Here is a 16041-nt window from a genome sequence, read left to right as displayed (position 1 = left end):
CCTACAGGTGGAAGATGCCGTGCAGACCGGTGTCCCACGGGTAGGTGAAGTTGAAGCCTTGCCCCCGGAAGAACGAGCCGATGATCACCAGCACTGCCCAGAACATGAGGTGGATCGTCTGGACGGAGATGGCGAACTTGCGGTCTTCGGGGCGCAGAGACGGGTTCTTGTCGACGTAGGGGGCGAAGGCCAGCAGTATCAGCGCGACGCCAGGGATCGTGACGCCGGCGATCATCGGGTCGAACATGGTGAGCAGTTCCTGCAGGCCCAGGAAGTACCACGGCGCTTTGGACGGGTTGGGCGTCTCGTTGTGGTTGGCGAGCTCCAGCAGCGGTGCGTTGATGAACAGCGAGAAGACCAGCGTGAAGGCCGTGATGAACAGCGCCGCGGTGAATTCGGCAGCCAGCAAGTGCGGCCACACGTGGACCTTGTCGCCGGGGCTGGCCTTGACGTCCTGGATCGAGCCTGACTTGACGACCGTCAGCAGCCGGTGAGTGTTGCCTGCGGGCCCTCCCATGAGCGGCGGCAAGGCGGTGGCCACTCCGCCACCTGCAGCTGCAGGGCCGCCCGCCGGGGCCATGCCCGCCACCGCGGGCGCACCGCCGGGTTGCTGGCTGGCTTCCAGCAGTGATCGGGGGATCGTGACACCGTCATCGTCGTCGGGCTGCGCGGCAGCCGGCGCTTCGCCCTCGCCGCCCGCGGGCGCGCCGGTTGCGCGGGCCCTCGCTTCGGCGCTCCGGCGCAGGAGGTGTTCGGGGATCTCAGTCATGCTGATGGCTCGGGACGTTCAGGCTTCCTACAGCGGCCCCGAAATGCCTCCGTCCTTTCTCACTCTCCAGAAATGGATCGCCATGAAGATGACGATGACGAAGGGGAGCATCAAGACGTGCAGCACATACCAGCGCAGGAGTGTCTCTGCTCCGATCTGCTGGCCGCCTAGTAGTACGAAGCGGACTTGTTCGCCGAAGACCGGCGTGAAGCCCATCATGTTCGTGCCCACCGTGACCGCCCACAGCGCGAGCTGATCCCACGGGAGCAGATAGCCGGTGAAGGCGAGCAGCAAGGTGAGCTGCAGCAGCATGACACCGACGACCCAGTTGAACTCTCGCGGCGCCTTGTAGGCACCGTGGTAAAAGACGCGGGCCATGTGCAGGAACACCGTGATCACCATGAGGTGCGCGGCCCATCGGTGCATGTTGCGCACGAGCAGGCCAAACGCCACCTGCGTGTGGAGGCTCTCGATGTCTGCCCACGCCGCCGTGTCGGTCGGCCGGTAGAAGAACATCAGGAAGATGCCCGTGATCGTCAGCAGGATGAACAGGAAGAAGCTCAGACCGCCCAGGCACAGCGTGTAACTCACCTTCACGGCGTGCCGCTTCACCTTCACCGGGTGAAGGTGGTACAGGACGCTGTTCATGATGACGTAGGACCGGTTCCGGGGGCTGTCGGTGTAGCCCTTGCGGAAGATCGACCCGGGCCGGAAGATCGACGTCCAGAACTGGCTGTCCTGCATCCAATCGGCCGCCTGCTGCTGCGCGTTCTGGAGACGCTGCGGCAGCTTCGGCTTGGTATCGGGGGACTCGAGCGTGTTCGCCATATCTCTTCGATCTAGGTGGACCGTGTCCTTCGCAGTCTCGGCTGTACGAGCATTCCCGCCGGCCTACAGGCGCATTCCGTACGCATAGCCGTGGGTGTGGGTCCGGCCGTGGACGTCGCCCTCCGGCGGCGGATTGTTGCTGACTCGCCCGAGCGTGATCACACCGGTCGGGCAGCGGTCGACGCACAGCGCGCAGCGGGTGCACACGTCGTCGTCGATGATGAAGATGGCGTTGTCCGTGGGATCCAGACCCGGCAGGTCCACGCCGACGGCCTCGTCGACTGCCTCAGTGGACACGTACCAGATGCACTTCCACGGGCAGATATCCACGCAGCCCTCGCATTGGATGCACTCGGACTGGTCGATGTTGATGAACTGCTTCGGCTTGACGGCCGCATCGAGGTACGAGGCGTCTACCTGCTGCAGCAGGTAGTCGTCCCGGAACTTGGGCATCGGCGGGTTCGCGTCGTTCGCAGCCATTCGTCGCGCTCTCAGTTGCCCTTGACCAGGGGACGGCCGTAGTCGGAGATCGGCTCGGCAGCGGGTTCGGCCTTGTCGCGTTTCTGCCACCACATCGCCAGCACCGGCAATCCGATGAACGCGATCAGGTGCTCGATGACCACCACGATGTCGCTGACCTTCTTGAGGTCGATGCGCGTCGGCGGGAACGTGATCGGCGAGGTCATGAACTGGCCTTCGGTGACCAGGAAACGCTCCACCGACCAGCCCCACTCGTTATCCGTCAGACGGATCCAGCGGTCGGGCACGATGCCGAACACCAGCAGCATCAGCATGAAGACGTAGGCGGCTCCGAGCATGGCCTCGCCCCAGGTAGTGGGACGGTCAGTCGGGCGGCGCTTGCCGTACCACACCAGCAGGTAGACCATCAGCGCGGTGACGAGGATCGATGTGACGAGTGCAACCACTCGGTGTTCCTCCCGCGTTCTCCCGTCGGCGTGTCAGGACTGTTGCGAACCGGCCCAATCGATGATGCATCGAGTGCGTCAGCCGCAGCGAGACCGGGGCAAAGATTACCGGCGCCCCGGCCATGGCGCGTGATGTTCTAGCACGACAGCCAGCACTCGCCACAATCGGGGTCGAGTGGTTGCTGCGCTACCGGCGCGGCTGCATGGCAGACTTGCGCCTCGGTGCGTTCGGGCGCGTATCGTGCCCTGCGAACTTGGCACTGCCGCTGTGCCAGAACCCCTGGGGGCAACCCCGCGGAGGATCCTGTGACCGAAGTTCCCGAGTACCTGCTGGAGCGCTCGCGACAGCGTCGCATCGCGCTGGGGGTCCTCGAAGACGACGGCAGCGGTGGCGGCGGTGCTGCGAGCGCAGCGGCACCCGAACCCGGAGCAGCTGCGGCCACCGGCCCGACCCAGGCCGAGATGATTGCCGCCGCGCGCGAGGCGGCACAGCTCGAAGTCGAACCTGAAGCTCCGCCCGATCCGTCATGGGTGCTCGCAGCCCAGACGCGCCATCGGATTCCGATCTGGGTGCTGCCCGTGCTGTTCTGCCTGCCGCTGTGGGCGTTTGTGTACGTGAAGCTGACCGAGCCGCCTCCCGAACCGATCACCGCCATCAACGAGGGCGCGACCACCTACGCAGTGCGGTGCTCGAGCTGTCACGGCGGCGACGGTGCTGGTTCCGATGGGGGCTTGGTGGGGCGCCCGCTGTGGAACGGCGAGGTGCTGCTGACCTTCCCGAACCTGGACGACTCATTCATCGAGTGGATCTCGGTGGGCTCCGAAGGCATCGGGCTCGGGCAGGTCTACGGCGACCCCAACCGGCCCGGCGGCGCACACATCTCCGGCGGCAGCGACAACGCGGCGGCCATGCCTGCGTTCGGAGATGTGCTCAACGAGCATCAGCTCTATTCGGTCGCGCGCTATGTACGCGAGGTGATCGGCGGTGAAGCGATCAGCGACGAAGTGGCAGCCGAGCGCGATGCCGAGTGGGAGCATCTCGGCGGCGGCGCCCTGTCCGGCGGCGGGGGTGGCGGCGGCCACTAGCGCCATGCCTTGAGGGAGACGCTCGATTGCGACGCGCTCGTCGTCGGTGGCGGGCCGGCGGGTTGTGCGGCCGCGTACTGGCTCGCGCAGGCGGGACGAGACGTGCTGCTCATCGAGCGGTCGACCCATCCGCGCGAACGCGTCTGCGGCGACGCGCTCACACCGGTCGCTGTGGCCGAACTCATCGACATGGGCTGCGATCCGAGCGTTGCGCGCTGGCATCGGCATCACGGGCTGCGGATCACCGCCCACGGGCAGAGCCTCGAGGTGTCGTGGCCCCAGGGCGAGAGGTGGCCCGGCTATGGCGTCGTGGTGCGGCGGGCGCGCCTCGACGCGCTGATGTTCGCCAGAGCACAGTCGGCGGGCGCGCGCGTGCTCGCCGGCACGGAGGTCACGGCTCCGCTGATCACCGACGGTCACCTGCGTGGCTGCATGGCTCGGGGTGGCAGCGGAGCGCCGCATGAGGACGTGATTGCGCGCGCTCGCTATGTCGTCATCGCCGACGGTCCGCGTTCGAACTTCGGCCGGGCGCTCGGCACCGTACGCACCCGGACTTACGCGCAAGGACTGGCGATGCGGGCTTACTACCCCACCCCGCGCCACGCTGAACCGTGGATCGAATCGGTCTTTGCGTTGGCCGATCGCGCCGGGAGCCAGCTGCCGGGTTATGGCTGGGTGTTCCCGGTCGGAGATGGCACCGCCAATGTAGGAGTGGGCCTGCTCAGCCATCACTACGGGAACGAGGCCATCTCCCTGGAGCACCTCTTTGAACAGTGGACCCGGCAGATACCGGAACACTGGGAGATCGATCCCGCCGGGCCGCGCAGTGAGCCCGCAGGCGGCCGATTGCCGATGGGAGGATCGGTACGCCCGCGCTCGGGACCGAATTGGGTTGTGGTCGGCGACGCAGCAGGCAGCGTCAATCCCTGGAACGGCGATGGCGTCGGCCCGGCACTCGCAACCGGCCGGCTGGCAGCCGAGGTCATCGGGCGAGCGCTCGACGCCGACGACGGACTCGAGCTGCGGCGTTACGAGGCTGTGCTCGCCGCGCGCTGGGAGCGGTACCACCACCTCGGTCGGCTGACTACCCGCGCGCTGGGCCGGCCCGGGCTGATGAGGAAGCTGACACAGCTTGCGATCCGCTCCCCCCGCATGGGGAACCTAGCCATGCGCGTCTCGACAGATCTGCTGCAGGGCCGAGCCGGTCCGCTCGGCTCCCGCGGCATCTACCGGGCGGCTGCCTGGATGGCGCGGCTCTGGCGGGACCGCACCTGAGCGCTGGCTGCGTCAGGCCTGCGACGCGGCTGCAGCGGCGTCGGCGATCCGAACGAGGGCTTCGTCGATGATGTCGGGCGAGTGGGCGAGGCTGACGAAGATCGCCTCGTAGGCACCGGGCGCGAATGCCACGCCGCGCTTCAACAGCTCGGCATGCAGGCGGGCGTAGGCCTGCTCATCGGTAGTACGGGCATCGTCGTAGTCGACCGGAATCCAGCCGGGCTCGACGGCCGAGCCGCAGTACAGGCCTACAAGCGTGCCGACCTGGACGACGGCGGCGTCGAAACCTGATCGTGTCAGCGCAGCGCGCAAGCCGTCGGCGAACTGACCGGCGCGGGCCTCCAACTCGGCATAGGCCGCCGGCGTCAGCAGGTCCAGCGCCGCGAGGCCGGCTGCGGTCGCGAGCGGGTTTCCCGACAGCGTCCCTGCCTGGTACACCGCGCCGGTGGGCGCCAGAGTCTCCATGATCTCGGAACGGGCGCCGAGGGCGCCGATGGGCAGGCCGCCGCCGATGACCTTGCCGAAGCACGAGATGTCGGGCGTCACACCAAATCGCTCGGCGGCACCGCCGCGGCCCAGGCGGAAGCCGGTGATGACCTCATCGAAGATCAGCAGTGCACCTGCGTCATCGCAGGCTGCACGCAAGCCCTCCAAGAAACCGGGCGCCGGCGGCACCAGGCCCATGTTCGCCGCCACGGGCTCCACCACGACCGCAGCCACCCGGTCGTCGAGCTCAGGCACCTCGTTGTACGGCGCGACGACCGTGTCGGCAACGGCACTCGGTGGCACGCCGGCCGAGCCCGACAGGCCCAGCGTGGCAACACCGCTGCCGCCTGCAGCCAGCAGCGCGTCGGCGTGGCCGTGGTAGCAGCCAGCGAATTTGACGATGCGGGGCCGGCCTGTGCATCCCCGTGCCAGCCGCACCGCGGTCATGGTGGCCTCGGTGCCGCTGCTCACCAAACGCACCTGCTGCACGCCGGGCGCGGCCTCTGCGATCAACTCAGCAAGCAGCACCTCTCGCTGCGTCGGTGCGCCGTACGACGTGCCGTCGGCCGCCGCCTTGGCGACGGCATCGGTGACCGCCGGGTGGGCGTGACCCAGGATGATCGCCCCGTAGGACTGCACGAAGTCGAGATGCCGGCGGCCTTCGACATCGATGACGTACGGCCCTTCGGCTCGCGCAACGAAGTACGGCATGCCGCCGACCGACCCGAACGCCCGCACTGGCGAATTCACGCCGCCGGGAATCACACGTTGAGCAGCCTCGAACAGGTCGGCGTTCGTCGAACGCGGCTCGATCACGGCCTCGCAGCGTAGGCCACGCCCCTGCCTGCAGTCGCTGTCGAAATACGGGCCGAGCCGCGAACCGAAGCGGGACCCAAGCGAACCATGACCACCGTTGCACCGCGGCTGTATCAGCGATGCGCCGCGGCAACGACGGCTTCTACGAGACCGTCATCGGTGGGACGTGCAGCCACTGCTGCTACGCGCAGGTCGGCTTCGGCACATGCAGCTGCTGTCGTGCTGCCGATGCAGACCACTTGACCGGTGACCGCGTCGCTGCCGATCTGCGACATGTGGCCGCGCACGGCCGACGGCGAGGCGAACACCACGGCATCTGCGCCGGACACATCGGCGACCAGATGATCAGACAGCGTGGGCGTCACGATGCGGTATGCGCTCACGGCATCGACGTTCCAGCCACGGGCACGCAGCCCATCGACCAGCTCCGGCCGGGCCTGTGCCGACTGGGGCACGAAGCACCAGTCGTCCGCGCGGGGTTCAGGAAAGGCCCCAGCGAGTCCGGCAGCATCGTGCCGTTCCGGCACCAGCGTGACCGGTCGGTTGATCTCGGCCTCGACGCGCGCTGCCGTGGATGGTCCGACAGCCGCCGTGCGGATGCGTGCGAAGCGGCGGCGAACACCGCGCCGGTCTGCACGAGCGAACGTGGCCGCCACCGCATTCGAGGATGTGAACGCGACCCAGCTGTACTGCTCGAGGCGCAGCAGGGCATCATCGAGCGGCTGGCCGCCGTCGAGCGGGGGCACCACGGCGATAGCGGGTGCCACCACCACCGTCGCCCCGTGTTCGCGCAACGCCGTCGCCAGCGAGCTGGCCTGGTGCGAAGCCCTCGTGACCACGACGGTGCGGCCGGCGAGATCGCTGAGGGGGCTCTCAGGCATCGTCAGCCCGGCTGGCCCATGCGGTTGCGTCTGTGCCGGTTCGGGCCATGAGCTCACGGGCCAATGCAGCGCCCAGCGACTCGCCGTCGACGTCGCTGCGGGTCATGCGCTCGATGCGGCCCTGGTCGGGGGTCGCCAGCAACGCAATCATGCTCAGGCGTCCGTGGGCATCGACGGTGGCATGGGCGCCTGTGGGCAGGTCGCAGCCGCCTCCCAGCGTTCGCAAGAACGCGCGCTCGGCACGCACGCATCGTGTCGTCATCTCGTCGATGATCGCGCCGGCGGCAGCAGCCCCCTCAACGTCGTCAGCGCGGTGCTCGATCGCGATGGCGCCCTGCCCTGCTTGAGGCACGAGCTCGTCGGGGCTGAATCGCTGGGCGATCCGGTGCGACTCGCCGAGACGCTCGAGCGCTGCCGCCGCCACGATCACGGCATCGACATCGGGCTGGGCGGCCGCGGCGACGCGACGTGCCATGTTGCCGCGCAGACCGGTGAAGCGCAGATCTGCGCGCAGTGCCGCTAGCTGGCACTGGCGACGCTGTGATCCGGTCGCCACTACCCCGCCGCGGGGAATCTCGTCGAGCGCCAGGCCGACGAGCGCGTCGCGCGCGTCGCCCCTCGCCAGGCAGCCCGCCAGCGTCAAGCCCGGGGTCGGCTCGGAGCGCATGTCCTTGGCACTGTGCACGGCCATGTCGGCGCGTCCATCGAGCACTGCTGCTTGCACCTCGGTCACAAACACGCCCCTGCCGGACATGTCAGAAATCGGCGTGGACAGGTCGAGATCGCCGGCGGTGCGCACGGGCACGAGCTCAATGTCGCCCAGGGCGGATCCGGCTGCCTCCAGCGCGGTTGCGACGGCGCGCGCCTGCCAGGTTGCCAGCGGGCTCGATCGTGTCGCGATCCTCACGCGATCAAGATCTACAGATCGAACAGGTCGCGCACTGAGTCTGCGAGCCGGTCGCCCTTGGCCTTGCCTGCCGCGGACCTCAACGCCACGGTGGGCTGATGCATCAGCTTGTTGACGAGCGCGGCGGTCGCGCGCTCGAGCGCCTCGCGTGCATCGTCGTCGAGATCGGGGTGGGCCGCCAAGGCACGTGCGAGCTCGGACTGGCGCACCGCTTCGGCCCTGCCACGCAGGGATTCGATGAGCGGTGCCATCTCCCGGGCAGTTCGGTCGGCGGAGAAACGCTCCGTCTCGTCGGCCAGGATCGATTCGACTGCCGCCACTTCCGCTTGCCGGCCCGCCTGACCGACTTCGGCGAACCGGGACAGGTCGTCCATGTCGAGGAGCGTGACACCCGGAAGGCGAGCTACCGCCGGGTCGACATCACGTGGCACGGCGATGTCCACGATCAGCAGCGGGCGGCCGGCACGTCGCTCGATGATCGCTCCGACGCTGGCGTGGTCGACGATCACCGAACTGGCACCGGTGGACGTCAGCAGCAGATCTACCTCGACCAACGCATCTTCCAGGCTTCCGAGCGGCAGGTGGCGGCCGCCGACCCGAGCTGCCAGGGCCTCGGCGTGCGAGGGCGTGCGGTTGGCTACCTGCACCGCTGCGGGACCGGCTGCCGCGAGTGCGACGATCATGCCCTCGGCCATCTCGCCGGCGCCTACGACGAGCACCTGAGCATCCTCCAACGTGCCGAGATGGTTCTTGGCCATGCTCACCGCCGCGTGGCTGATCGAAGCAGTCCCGCGAGCGATGCCAGTCTCGGTGCGTGCGCGCTTGCCGGCACTGATGCTGTGTCGAAAGAGATGATTCAGCACCGCGCCCGCTGTGCCCTCAGCTCTCGCCGTGTCCCATGCAGTGCGGACCTGGCCCAAGATCTCGTGTTCCCCGACCACGGCGGATTCCAGGCCGCTGGCCACACGGAACAGGTGACGCGCCGCGTCGTCGTCGTAGTGGACGTAGAGGTGGTCGGACAGTTCGGCGGGTGCCGCACCCGACAGCGTGCAGAAGAAATCGCGCATCTCGCCGAACGCCGCATGGAATTTCTCGGCCACGACGTAGGCCTCGGTGCGGTTGCAGGTGGACACGACGACGGCCTCGCTGACGTTCACGCACGATGCGAGATCAGCAAGACGTTTCGGCACGTCGGCGGCGGCAACCGTGCAGCGCTCCAATAGCTCAAGCGGTGCGCTGCGATGGCTCACGCCCATGACAACGATGGACACGAGGACTACCCAGGGTTCGGAAATGCGGCCCGCACAGTCTCGCTGATCCGGCACCCCGTTTCCACGCGCTTGACGAAGATCGCGTGACGAGTATGACCTCAGAGGGGGTCAGTCGAGGGCTACGAGCAGCTGAATGGTGGCGGCCAGCAGGATGACCGCAGCGAGCAGGGCCAGCACCAGCGCTGTACGGGGTCTCACGTCACCCGCTCATGCAGCGGCGCGCAGCCGCACTTCGGTGCCTACCGAGAAGCCGAGATGAGCCGCGCTCCCGCCGGCGACCGTCAACTCGAGCAAGCCGAAGGGATCGTCGCACAGTGCAAGGCCACTCGCGCCTGCCGGTCCCGCAGACTCCAGCCGGACCGATTGCGAATTCGCCTCCGCGGGCTGTGATGCACTCGCGCCCGCCGTCCATTCCATGACCAGGTGATCGCCGAGGGCCGCGAGCGTCTCGCGGTCGACGTTGAGCTGCACCGTGCCCCAGCGCGTCACCGACAGCACTTCGGCGGTTACTGAACCGTCGTCTTCGACGCGGGGCACCGCAACGAGCGACGGCAGCAGCAGCGAGGGGTCGATCGGCGCGCCCAACGATTCGATGGATGCCCCGGCCGCCAGCCCGCCGGCTGCCGGCGCGAGCACATCGCGCGCCGGGTGGAGCACCGATTCGGGATCGCCGCAGCCGGCGGTGTTGATGCGCACCGCGATGTCCGCGCCACCGACCGCCGCTGTGGCCGCCGCCAGCACTCCGTTGTCCGGGCCGACCAGCATCGACTGGCCGTCGCCGACAGAGACCGCGATGGCGGGCCGGTCCAAGCGGCGTCCCACCGATGCGAGCACCACGCCCGGCGCAAGGTGCGGCACGCTGCGCGCCAGCATCAACGCCGCCGTGCGCGTGTCACCCGGATCGATCTCGTGACACAGGTCGATCACGGTGGCATGGGGAGCGGCCTGGCGCACGATCGAATGAATGACGCCCACCGACTCGTCTGCGGTGCCCAGATCGCTCAGGCACGTGATCGTGCCGAAACCTGTCATGGCCGGGGGCTGCCCCGCTCTGGACTCTGGGTCACGCCGAGCCGAGTTCGACGGAGCGACGCGTGGCGGCTTCGACGGCCGCAGCGAATGCGGCGCGCACGCCGTGGCGCTCCAGTTCGCGCAGCCCAGCCGCGGTCGTGCCGCCCGGCGATGTCACGTCGGCTCGCAGATCGGCCGGCGAACGTCCCTCGGCCAGCAGCGTCGCGGCACCCAGCAGTGTCTGGTTGGCCAATTCCGTTGCCACCGGTCGGCCCAGGCCCATGAGCACCCCCGCCTCGATCATCGCCTCGGCCACCAGGAACACGTACGCCGGCCCGGATCCCGACAGACCGGTCACCGCATCCATCAGGTGCTCGGGGACGCGCACGACGCGGCCTACTGCGCCAAGGATCTCCTCGGCCCATCCGAGGTCGTCTTCGGTGGCTCGGTCGTTGCCGCAGATCGCTGCCGCACCCTCCGACACCAGTGCGGGTGTATTCGGCATGGCACGCACGATCGGAGTGCCGGTGCCGGCGGCAGCGGCCAGCGTCGGGAGCGTGACTCCAGCGGCGATCGAGAGGATGCGGTCGGTGCCAGCAGCCGCGACCGCGGCGGCAACGGTCGGAATGACGTCGGGCTTGGTGGCCAGGATGGCGCCGGAAGAGGTCGCGACGTCACCGGAGACAGCGACGCCGTAACGGTCGGCCAACTCATCACGGCGCGCGGCAATCGGCTCAGCGACGCAGATGCTCTCGGCGCTGCGGCCGGCCGCGAGCAATCCGCCCAGCAGCGCTTCGCCCATCTTGCCGCCGCCGACGATCAGCAGTTCGACCCTGTCAGCCATGCGGTCACGGTACCGGACGGCATCAGGACCGCTGCCGAGCCCAATGGCAGTGCCGGGGCACTCGCGGTGAAGTGGGACACTTCCCTGCGGCCTGCCGGCGAGTGCCCCGGCAAGAACCAAATCAATCAAAACTCAATGAAACATGTCAAACGATTTACGACGTCGATGGCTGGAAGCCCAGCCGGATCAGCGTCGTGAAGTCACGCTCGATATACGCCCAGAGCGACCCGACGATCCGGTCAAGCTCGTCTTCGTCGACGCAGTGGGTGGGCAGCTCCCCTGTCAGGTACACGGCATCCTCGGGGCCGACGCCGTATTGAGCGCCCACCAGCGAATAGTTGCGGCGCAGAATGAAATCGGCCACCTCCTCCGGTCGATGCTGCGGCGTCGGGAGGACGTAGGACTCATAGGCCAGCGTGCGCTGGCGCAGCGTCAGCCAGATGGCGATGACATCACGCGATTCGCCCGCCAGACGCACGTACCAGCGCCGCGGCACCTCGAGGTCACGGGTCACGTCGAGCAGCATCGGGCGCTCGTCGGGAGCGCCATCGGCCTGTGAGCGGGCCCAGTCGGCGAGCCAGTCGTCCATGCGGGCCTCGAGTCGATCGAGCTCGGCATCGGTTGCCGGCCGGCGGGTCACAGGCAGGCGACGAGCTCGCGCCGGGCCGCGGTGTCGAGCACTTCGAGCGCCGCGGCCGCGCTCGCGCGCCAGCTGTAGCGCTCGGCTCGGCGAGAACCGGTATCGCCGAGGCGCAGCGCCAGCAGCGGATCCGCGAGGATGTCGATCACCCGATGGGCGAACGCGTCGCTGCTGCGGTCGGCGATGAGGTAGCCGGTATCGCCCTCGACGACGTTGTCGCGCAGGCCGCCGACGTCGGACGCGACGACCGGTGTTCCGCACGCCGCGGCCTCGAGCGCCACCAGCCCGAACGATTCCGAGCGGCTGGGCACCAGGCACACGTCGGCGGCCCGGTAGTAGGTCGACAGCAGGTGGTGCGGCAGCGGATCGACGAACCGCACATGATCTGCAACGGCCAAATCGTCCGTCATGGCTTTCAGGCGCGACAGCGTGGCCTCGCCGCGCGGACCACTGGGCCCTCCCACAATGACGAGTTGGGCTCGGGCGCCCGCCGCGCCGGCAGCTCTCGTGGCTGCGAGCGTCTCAACAGCCAGCTCGGCGCCCTTCAACGGCTGCAGGCGACCCACGAACAGCAGCACCGGTCCTGGCGGCAGGCCGATCGCCGCGCGCGCGGCATGGCGCTGACCGGGCGCGAACATGGCACGGTCGACGCCGGGTGTCAGCACGTGGAGACGCTCGGGCGCAATGTCGTACAGCGACCTGAGCTGGGCCGCCTCAGCGTCGCCGGAGGTGAACACGGCGTCCGCACAGTCGATGACTCGTTGCTCTGCGTCACCGCGGTGGCGCGGCTCGGCGTCGCCAGTGCTCGTCTTGACGCGGCCCAGCGTGTGAAACGTGACGGCCAGGGGAATGTCCAGGCGGTGCTTCAGTCGGTGTCCGGCCATGCCGCTCAGCCAGTAGTGAGCGTGAATTGCGTCGACCGGTCGGCGTGCGAGGTGCTCGCCGACCCTGCCGGCAAATGCTGCGACGACCGCCGGCAGGTCATCCTTGTCGAGCGACGGGGCACCGGCATCAACGTGGGTGACCGTCACCCCCGACTCCACCTCGAGCTGGTCGGGCTGAGACGGATCGGTGCGGCGTGTGTAGATGTCGCAGTCGACGCCGAGATGCGCTAGCGCGGCAGTGAGTTCGCGCACGTACACGTTCAAGCCGCCGCCGTCGCCGCTGCCGGGCTGGCGCAACGGCGAGGTGTGCATGCACAGCACGGCGACCCGTAAGACGCGTCCAGGCATCCGGGGGTCGGGAACTTCGTTGGCCACGGCCGATAACGCTACGCAGATCACTGCGGCGTCACGAACTGAGCACGTCACGGCGCCGCGCGCATGAGGCGTTCAGACGGCGAGGAGTCCCAAGCCCCACATCCACGCTAGGGCCGTGACGCTCAGCGAATCGAGCCTGCGCACGGCCCACTCGGTGGCCAGTCGCTCCCACGCTCGCTGGAGCCCGCCGGCGGGCTCCGACGCACGGCGATCGGCGGCTGATCGACGGTCGGCGTACTGCTCGCCTGCCTGGAGATGCTCTCGACGTGCAGCGAGCGCAGTGTTCGGCCGGGCGAGCGCGGGGCCGAGCGGCAGCGTCAGCGCCGCGAGCACGCCGAACCTGATGACATCGGTGGGTGCAAATGGCGGCACGCTCAGGCCGGTCAGGGCGAAGACCGCGATCACGGCGGCGACTGCGCCCGTCAACGGGCCGCGCAGCCCCGGGCGTCGACCCGACGCGGCAAGGTGCGCGCTGGCGTCGTAAGCGGCGGCCGCGCTCACGAGCACGAGTGCCGCTCCCAGCGAGTAGCGAGCGACGGCCGCCAAGCATGCGGCCGCGACGCCGACCTGCATCCAGGTGCGAATCAGCATCCCTGCACCGGCCAGGAGCCGCAGCGGTGACGCCTGCATCGGCGGCACGGCACCGCCGTCGGAACGGCGGGGTCGCAACGCCGCGACCACGATGAAGCTGGCGGCGACCGCCGCACCCACAACGACTCCCGCCAGGCGGGTGTCGAGGACACCTGCGAATCCGACTGCACCGGCGAGCGCAGCAGCGGGCAGCCGATGACTCTGGGGAAGCACCAGCGGTGCGGCAGCCTGGGGCCGCGCCCCCGCTCGGCTCGACGATGGGCGTGCTGCTCCGGCGCGGCTGCGAACGCCCGCAGCTTGCCAGGCGCCGAGCATGGCGACCACAGTCAGAGCGATGCCAAACGTCACCGCCCCGGCCCACACGGCACAGATCAGCCCGGCGAACCAGATCAGCCCGCCGCTGATGGTGGCATCACCCAGTTCGGCCGCAGGGCCGAGCCATTGCGCTGTCGCGGACGTTCGCGGCCGCGCCGCCTCGCGGTCCGGCGACGCTGCCACCGTGCAGCCGCCGCTCAGCCGCCCGATACGGGCGGCAGGACGGCGATCTCGTCTCCGGTGCTGAGCCGCGACTCCCCGAGCGCCGGCTCGCCGTTCAGCCAGACCCTGCTGGCTGCCAAGACAGCGCTGAAGCTCTCGCCGAAGCTCGCCTTGGCCCACTCCAGCGCCTCGCCGACCGAGGACGCCTCGGTCTGGGCGGTGCCGACGCCAGCCGCTTCGCGCGCCCCCGCGAACAGGCGGATCGTCACCGTCGGCATCGCCGCGATGCTACCGACCACGTCCCGGAGGCAACTCGGACGGGCCACTGGGCTCACCGCTGCGCCGTAAGCGCAGCCTCTAGGGTCGGGCGCCGTGACACAGCATTCAGAGTTGCTGGCGGTGCGGCATGGTCAATCCGAATGGAACCTGCGTGGCCGCTGGCAGGGACAGGCCGATCCTGCATTGACCGGGCTCGGCGAGCGGCAGGCGGAGATCGCCGCCGACGCCTTGGCAACGACACTCGCTGCCGCGGACGACAGCTGGCGGACGCCCGTGATGCGGGGGCGCGATCTGCACACCGGTCGGCATGCGTTCGACCTGCCTGCATTCGACCTGATCGTGTCCAGCGATCTGCAACGGGCGCGGCGGACCGCTGAGATCATTGCCAAGCATCTCGGCGTGAGCGACGTCGTGACCGATGAGGCGCTGCGCGAGCGCAGTGCGGGACCCTGGGAAGGCCTGACCCGGGCCGAGATCGACGAGGGCTGGCCCGGCGATGTCGCAGCGAGGAGGTGGCCGCCCGGCTTCGAGTCTGAAGACAGCATTGCCCGGCGGCTGCTGCCGGCGATGCGACGGCATCTGTCTGTCTGCGGTCGCGTCCTGCTGGTGGGCCATGCCGGTGTGCTCAAGACGATCGACGCGCGGGTGGGCCTCGGCGACGAGCGGGTGCCGAACCTGGCAGGCCGCTGGTTCTGGCTCGACGGCGCCGCTGCGGACGCCAATTGGAACTGGGATCAGCTGGAGGCCCGCAACCGGGTCGAATTGGTTGCCTCTGACATCGATCTCATGATCGAGTAGCAGCGCCGGCGAGCAGGCTCGCCTGTTCGCACCAGCTCCCAGGACACCGCTGCTCAGGACTCAGCGAGCCAGGCCGTTGCCACCTCGGGATCGATGTCGTCGTCGGCCAGCAGGCTCAAGGTTCGTTCCGCTCGTGCCAGATCATCCTCGATGGCATCCAGCTCGGCGTCGCTGAACAGATCCGGTTCGGATGCCGCAGTGGGCAGAGCGGCAGAAGGTGGTGCTTCGGGCCCGGATCCTTGGGTCACTGGCGTCAGGCTAGAGCGCGAACCCCGCCAGTAGCCTCGACATGAGTGCCGGAGCGCCGGATCGGCGCCTGCGGACATCGGGCCGCTAGCTCATCGGGTAGAGCAGGGGACTTTTAATCCCAAGGTGCCGGGTTCGAGTCCCGGGCGGCCTACCGCAGCGACAAATCGCGAGCATCGAGCCAGCTCAGGCCTCACCTACAGTGCTCGCCGTGGTGGCAGTTCCGATACGACGCCTGGACCCCGATCTTCCGCTGCCGGCGTACGCCAAGCCCGGTGACGCAGGATGCGACCTGCTCGCCGCCGAGACGGTCACGCTGGCCGCAGCCGGCGGCCGGGCAATGGTGCCGACCGGCATCGCTGTGGCAATCCCGCCTGGCTATGCCGGCTTCGTGCAGCCTCGCAGTGGGCTGGCGTGGCGGCATGGAATCACCTGCGTCAACTCGCCCGGCTTGATCGACAGCGGCTACCGAGACGAGCTGCGGGTGCTGCTTCTAAACACCGATCCCAGCGAGCCCTACGAGATCCAGCGCGGCGACCGGATCGCACAACTGGTCATCCAGCGCGTCGAGCAGGCTGAGTGGCACGAGGTGGATTCTCTCGACGAGACCGAGCGGGGTCTCGGAGGATTCGGGCATTCAGGTCGCTGACG

The 16041-nt window shown here is 68.8% G+C and carries 19 protein-coding genes and 1 tRNA gene; 5 read left to right on the top strand and 15 right to left on the bottom strand.

Going from position 1 to position 16041, the window contains the following annotated elements; translation table 11 throughout:
* Window position 1 precedes the first annotated feature (1 nt).
* The 4 genes from ACOGI5_RS05525 to ACOGI5_RS05510 form a co-directional block, all read right to left on the bottom strand.
* On the bottom strand, window positions 2–769 hold the full coding sequence (locus ACOGI5_RS05525; protein ID WP_419863447.1) for a menaquinol-cytochrome c reductase cytochrome b subunit: 768 nt from the start codon (window positions 767–769) through the stop codon (window positions 2–4).
* 27 nt (window positions 770–796) lie between these two features.
* The gene (gene extP / locus ACOGI5_RS05520; protein WP_416246634.1) at window positions 797–1513 is read right to left on the bottom strand and encodes a selenite/tellurite reduction operon b-type cytochrome ExtP; all 717 of its coding nucleotides are present in this window, start codon (window positions 1511–1513) and stop codon (window positions 797–799) included.
* 147 nt (window positions 1514–1660) lie between these two features.
* Window positions 1661–2077, bottom strand: coding sequence for a 4Fe-4S dicluster domain-containing protein (locus ACOGI5_RS05515; protein WP_419863446.1), 417 nt, complete (start codon window positions 2075–2077; stop codon window positions 1661–1663).
* Window positions 2078–2088: 11 nt separating this feature from the next.
* Window positions 2089–2523 carry a hypothetical protein gene (locus ACOGI5_RS05510; protein WP_419863445.1) on the bottom strand — a complete coding sequence of 145 codons (435 nt, stop codon included), beginning with the start codon at window positions 2521–2523 and terminating at the stop codon, window positions 2089–2091.
* 306 nt (window positions 2524–2829) lie between these two features.
* Here ACOGI5_RS05510 and ACOGI5_RS05505 point away from each other — a divergent pair, with 306 nt between their 5' ends.
* Both ACOGI5_RS05505 and ACOGI5_RS05500 read left to right on the top strand, forming a co-directional pair.
* Complete coding sequence (locus ACOGI5_RS05505) at window positions 2830–3609, top strand: c-type cytochrome (RefSeq protein WP_419863444.1); 780 nt, start codon at window positions 2830–2832, stop codon at window positions 3607–3609.
* A 9-nt stretch (window positions 3610–3618) separates the two neighbouring features.
* Window positions 3619–4884, top strand: a complete 1266-nt coding sequence (locus ACOGI5_RS05500; RefSeq protein ID WP_419863443.1) for a geranylgeranyl reductase family protein — start codon at window positions 3619–3621, stop codon at window positions 4882–4884.
* Window positions 4885–4896: 12 nt separating this feature from the next.
* Here the strand turns inward: ACOGI5_RS05500 and ACOGI5_RS05495 are convergent, their stop codons facing one another.
* The 10 genes from ACOGI5_RS05495 to ACOGI5_RS05450 form a co-directional block, all read right to left on the bottom strand.
* Window positions 4897–6183, bottom strand: a complete 1287-nt coding sequence (locus ACOGI5_RS05495; RefSeq protein WP_419865440.1) for a glutamate-1-semialdehyde 2,1-aminomutase — start codon at window positions 6181–6183, stop codon at window positions 4897–4899.
* A 116-nt stretch (window positions 6184–6299) separates the two neighbouring features.
* Window positions 6300–7067, bottom strand: a complete 768-nt coding sequence (locus ACOGI5_RS05490) for a uroporphyrinogen-III synthase (protein ID WP_419863442.1) — start codon at window positions 7065–7067, stop codon at window positions 6300–6302.
* Window positions 7060–7974, bottom strand: coding sequence for a hydroxymethylbilane synthase (gene hemC, locus ACOGI5_RS05485; RefSeq protein ID WP_419863441.1), 915 nt, complete (start codon window positions 7972–7974; stop codon window positions 7060–7062). The genes ACOGI5_RS05490 and hemC overlap by 8 nt, the downstream gene beginning before the upstream one ends.
* A gap of 11 nt (window positions 7975–7985) precedes the next feature.
* Window positions 7986–9245, bottom strand: coding sequence for a glutamyl-tRNA reductase (locus ACOGI5_RS05480; RefSeq protein WP_419863440.1), 1260 nt, complete (start codon window positions 9243–9245; stop codon window positions 7986–7988).
* 207 nt (window positions 9246–9452) lie between these two features.
* Window positions 9453–10277, bottom strand: a complete 825-nt coding sequence (locus tag ACOGI5_RS05475) for an SAM-dependent chlorinase/fluorinase (protein WP_419863439.1) — start codon at window positions 10275–10277, stop codon at window positions 9453–9455.
* A 31-nt stretch (window positions 10278–10308) separates the two neighbouring features.
* Window positions 10309–11100: a pyrroline-5-carboxylate reductase gene (proC, locus tag ACOGI5_RS05470; RefSeq protein WP_419863438.1), complete on the bottom strand. Its 792-nt coding sequence runs from the start codon at window positions 11098–11100 to the stop codon at window positions 10309–10311.
* Between the two features lie 154 nt (window positions 11101–11254).
* Window positions 11255–11740 (bottom strand): YbjN domain-containing protein, encoded by a 486-nt coding sequence (locus ACOGI5_RS05465; RefSeq protein WP_419863437.1) that lies wholly within the window; start codon window positions 11738–11740, stop codon window positions 11255–11257.
* Complete coding sequence (locus ACOGI5_RS05460; protein WP_419863436.1) at window positions 11737–12999, bottom strand: glycosyltransferase; 1263 nt, start codon at window positions 12997–12999, stop codon at window positions 11737–11739. The genes ACOGI5_RS05465 and ACOGI5_RS05460 overlap by 4 nt, the downstream gene beginning before the upstream one ends.
* 72 nt (window positions 13000–13071) lie before the next feature.
* Window positions 13072–14088: a hypothetical protein gene (locus ACOGI5_RS05455; protein ID WP_419863435.1), complete on the bottom strand. Its 1017-nt coding sequence runs from the start codon at window positions 14086–14088 to the stop codon at window positions 13072–13074.
* A 14-nt stretch (window positions 14089–14102) separates the two neighbouring features.
* On the bottom strand, window positions 14103–14366 hold the full coding sequence (locus ACOGI5_RS05450; protein ID WP_419863434.1) for a MoaD/ThiS family protein: 264 nt from the start codon (window positions 14364–14366) through the stop codon (window positions 14103–14105).
* Window positions 14367–14439: 73 nt separating this feature from the next.
* Here ACOGI5_RS05450 and ACOGI5_RS05445 point away from each other — a divergent pair, with 73 nt between their 5' ends.
* Window positions 14440–15144 carry a histidine phosphatase family protein gene (locus ACOGI5_RS05445; protein ID WP_419863433.1) on the top strand — a complete coding sequence of 235 codons (705 nt, stop codon included), beginning with the start codon at window positions 14440–14442 and terminating at the stop codon, window positions 15142–15144.
* Between the two features lie 53 nt (window positions 15145–15197).
* Here ACOGI5_RS05445 and ACOGI5_RS05440 read toward each other — a convergent pair whose 3' ends face one another.
* Window positions 15198–15392 (bottom strand): hypothetical protein, encoded by a 195-nt coding sequence (locus tag ACOGI5_RS05440; protein WP_419863432.1) that lies wholly within the window; start codon window positions 15390–15392, stop codon window positions 15198–15200.
* A 79-nt stretch (window positions 15393–15471) separates the two neighbouring features.
* On the opposite strand from ACOGI5_RS05440, the gene ACOGI5_RS05435 reads away from it, so the two are divergent.
* Both ACOGI5_RS05435 and dut read left to right on the top strand, forming a co-directional pair.
* Window positions 15472–15544, top strand: a tRNA-Lys gene (locus tag ACOGI5_RS05435).
* 60 nt (window positions 15545–15604) lie between these two features.
* Window positions 15605–16039: a dUTP diphosphatase gene (gene dut / locus ACOGI5_RS05430; RefSeq protein WP_419865439.1), complete on the top strand. Its 435-nt coding sequence runs from the start codon at window positions 15605–15607 to the stop codon at window positions 16037–16039.
* Window positions 16040–16041 lie beyond the last annotated feature (2 nt).

This window comes from Candidatus Poriferisodalis sp. (assembly GCF_965208925.1).
GTDB lineage: Bacteria > Actinomycetota > Acidimicrobiia > Acidimicrobiales > Poriferisodalaceae > Poriferisodalis.
Note: the sequence above shows the minus strand (reverse complement) of the source record. Positions and strands in the feature narration are given on the sequence as shown.

Bases quoted from the DNA above. Each gene is read 5' to 3' on its own strand.
- ACOGI5_RS05525 (WP_419863447.1), bottom strand. From the start codon at position 769: ATGACTGAGATCCCCGAACACCTCCTGCGCCGGAGCGCCGAAGCGAGG.
- ACOGI5_RS05490 (WP_419863442.1), bottom strand. From the start codon at position 7,067: ATGCCTGAGAGCCCCCTCAGCGATCTCGCCGGCCGCACCGTCGTGGTC.
- proC (WP_419863438.1), bottom strand. From the start codon at position 11,100: ATGGCTGACAGGGTCGAACTGCTGATCGTCGGCGGCGGCAAGATGGGC.
- extP (WP_416246634.1), bottom strand. From the start codon at position 1,513: ATGCAGGACAGCCAGTTCTGGACGTCGATCTTCCGGCCCGGGTCGATC.
- ACOGI5_RS05475 (WP_419863439.1), bottom strand. From the start codon at position 10,277: ATGACAGGTTTCGGCACGATCACGTGCCTGAGCGATCTGGGCACCGCA.
- ACOGI5_RS05515 (WP_419863446.1), bottom strand. From the start codon at position 2,077: ATGGCTGCGAACGACGCGAACCCGCCGATGCCCAAGTTCCGGGACGAC.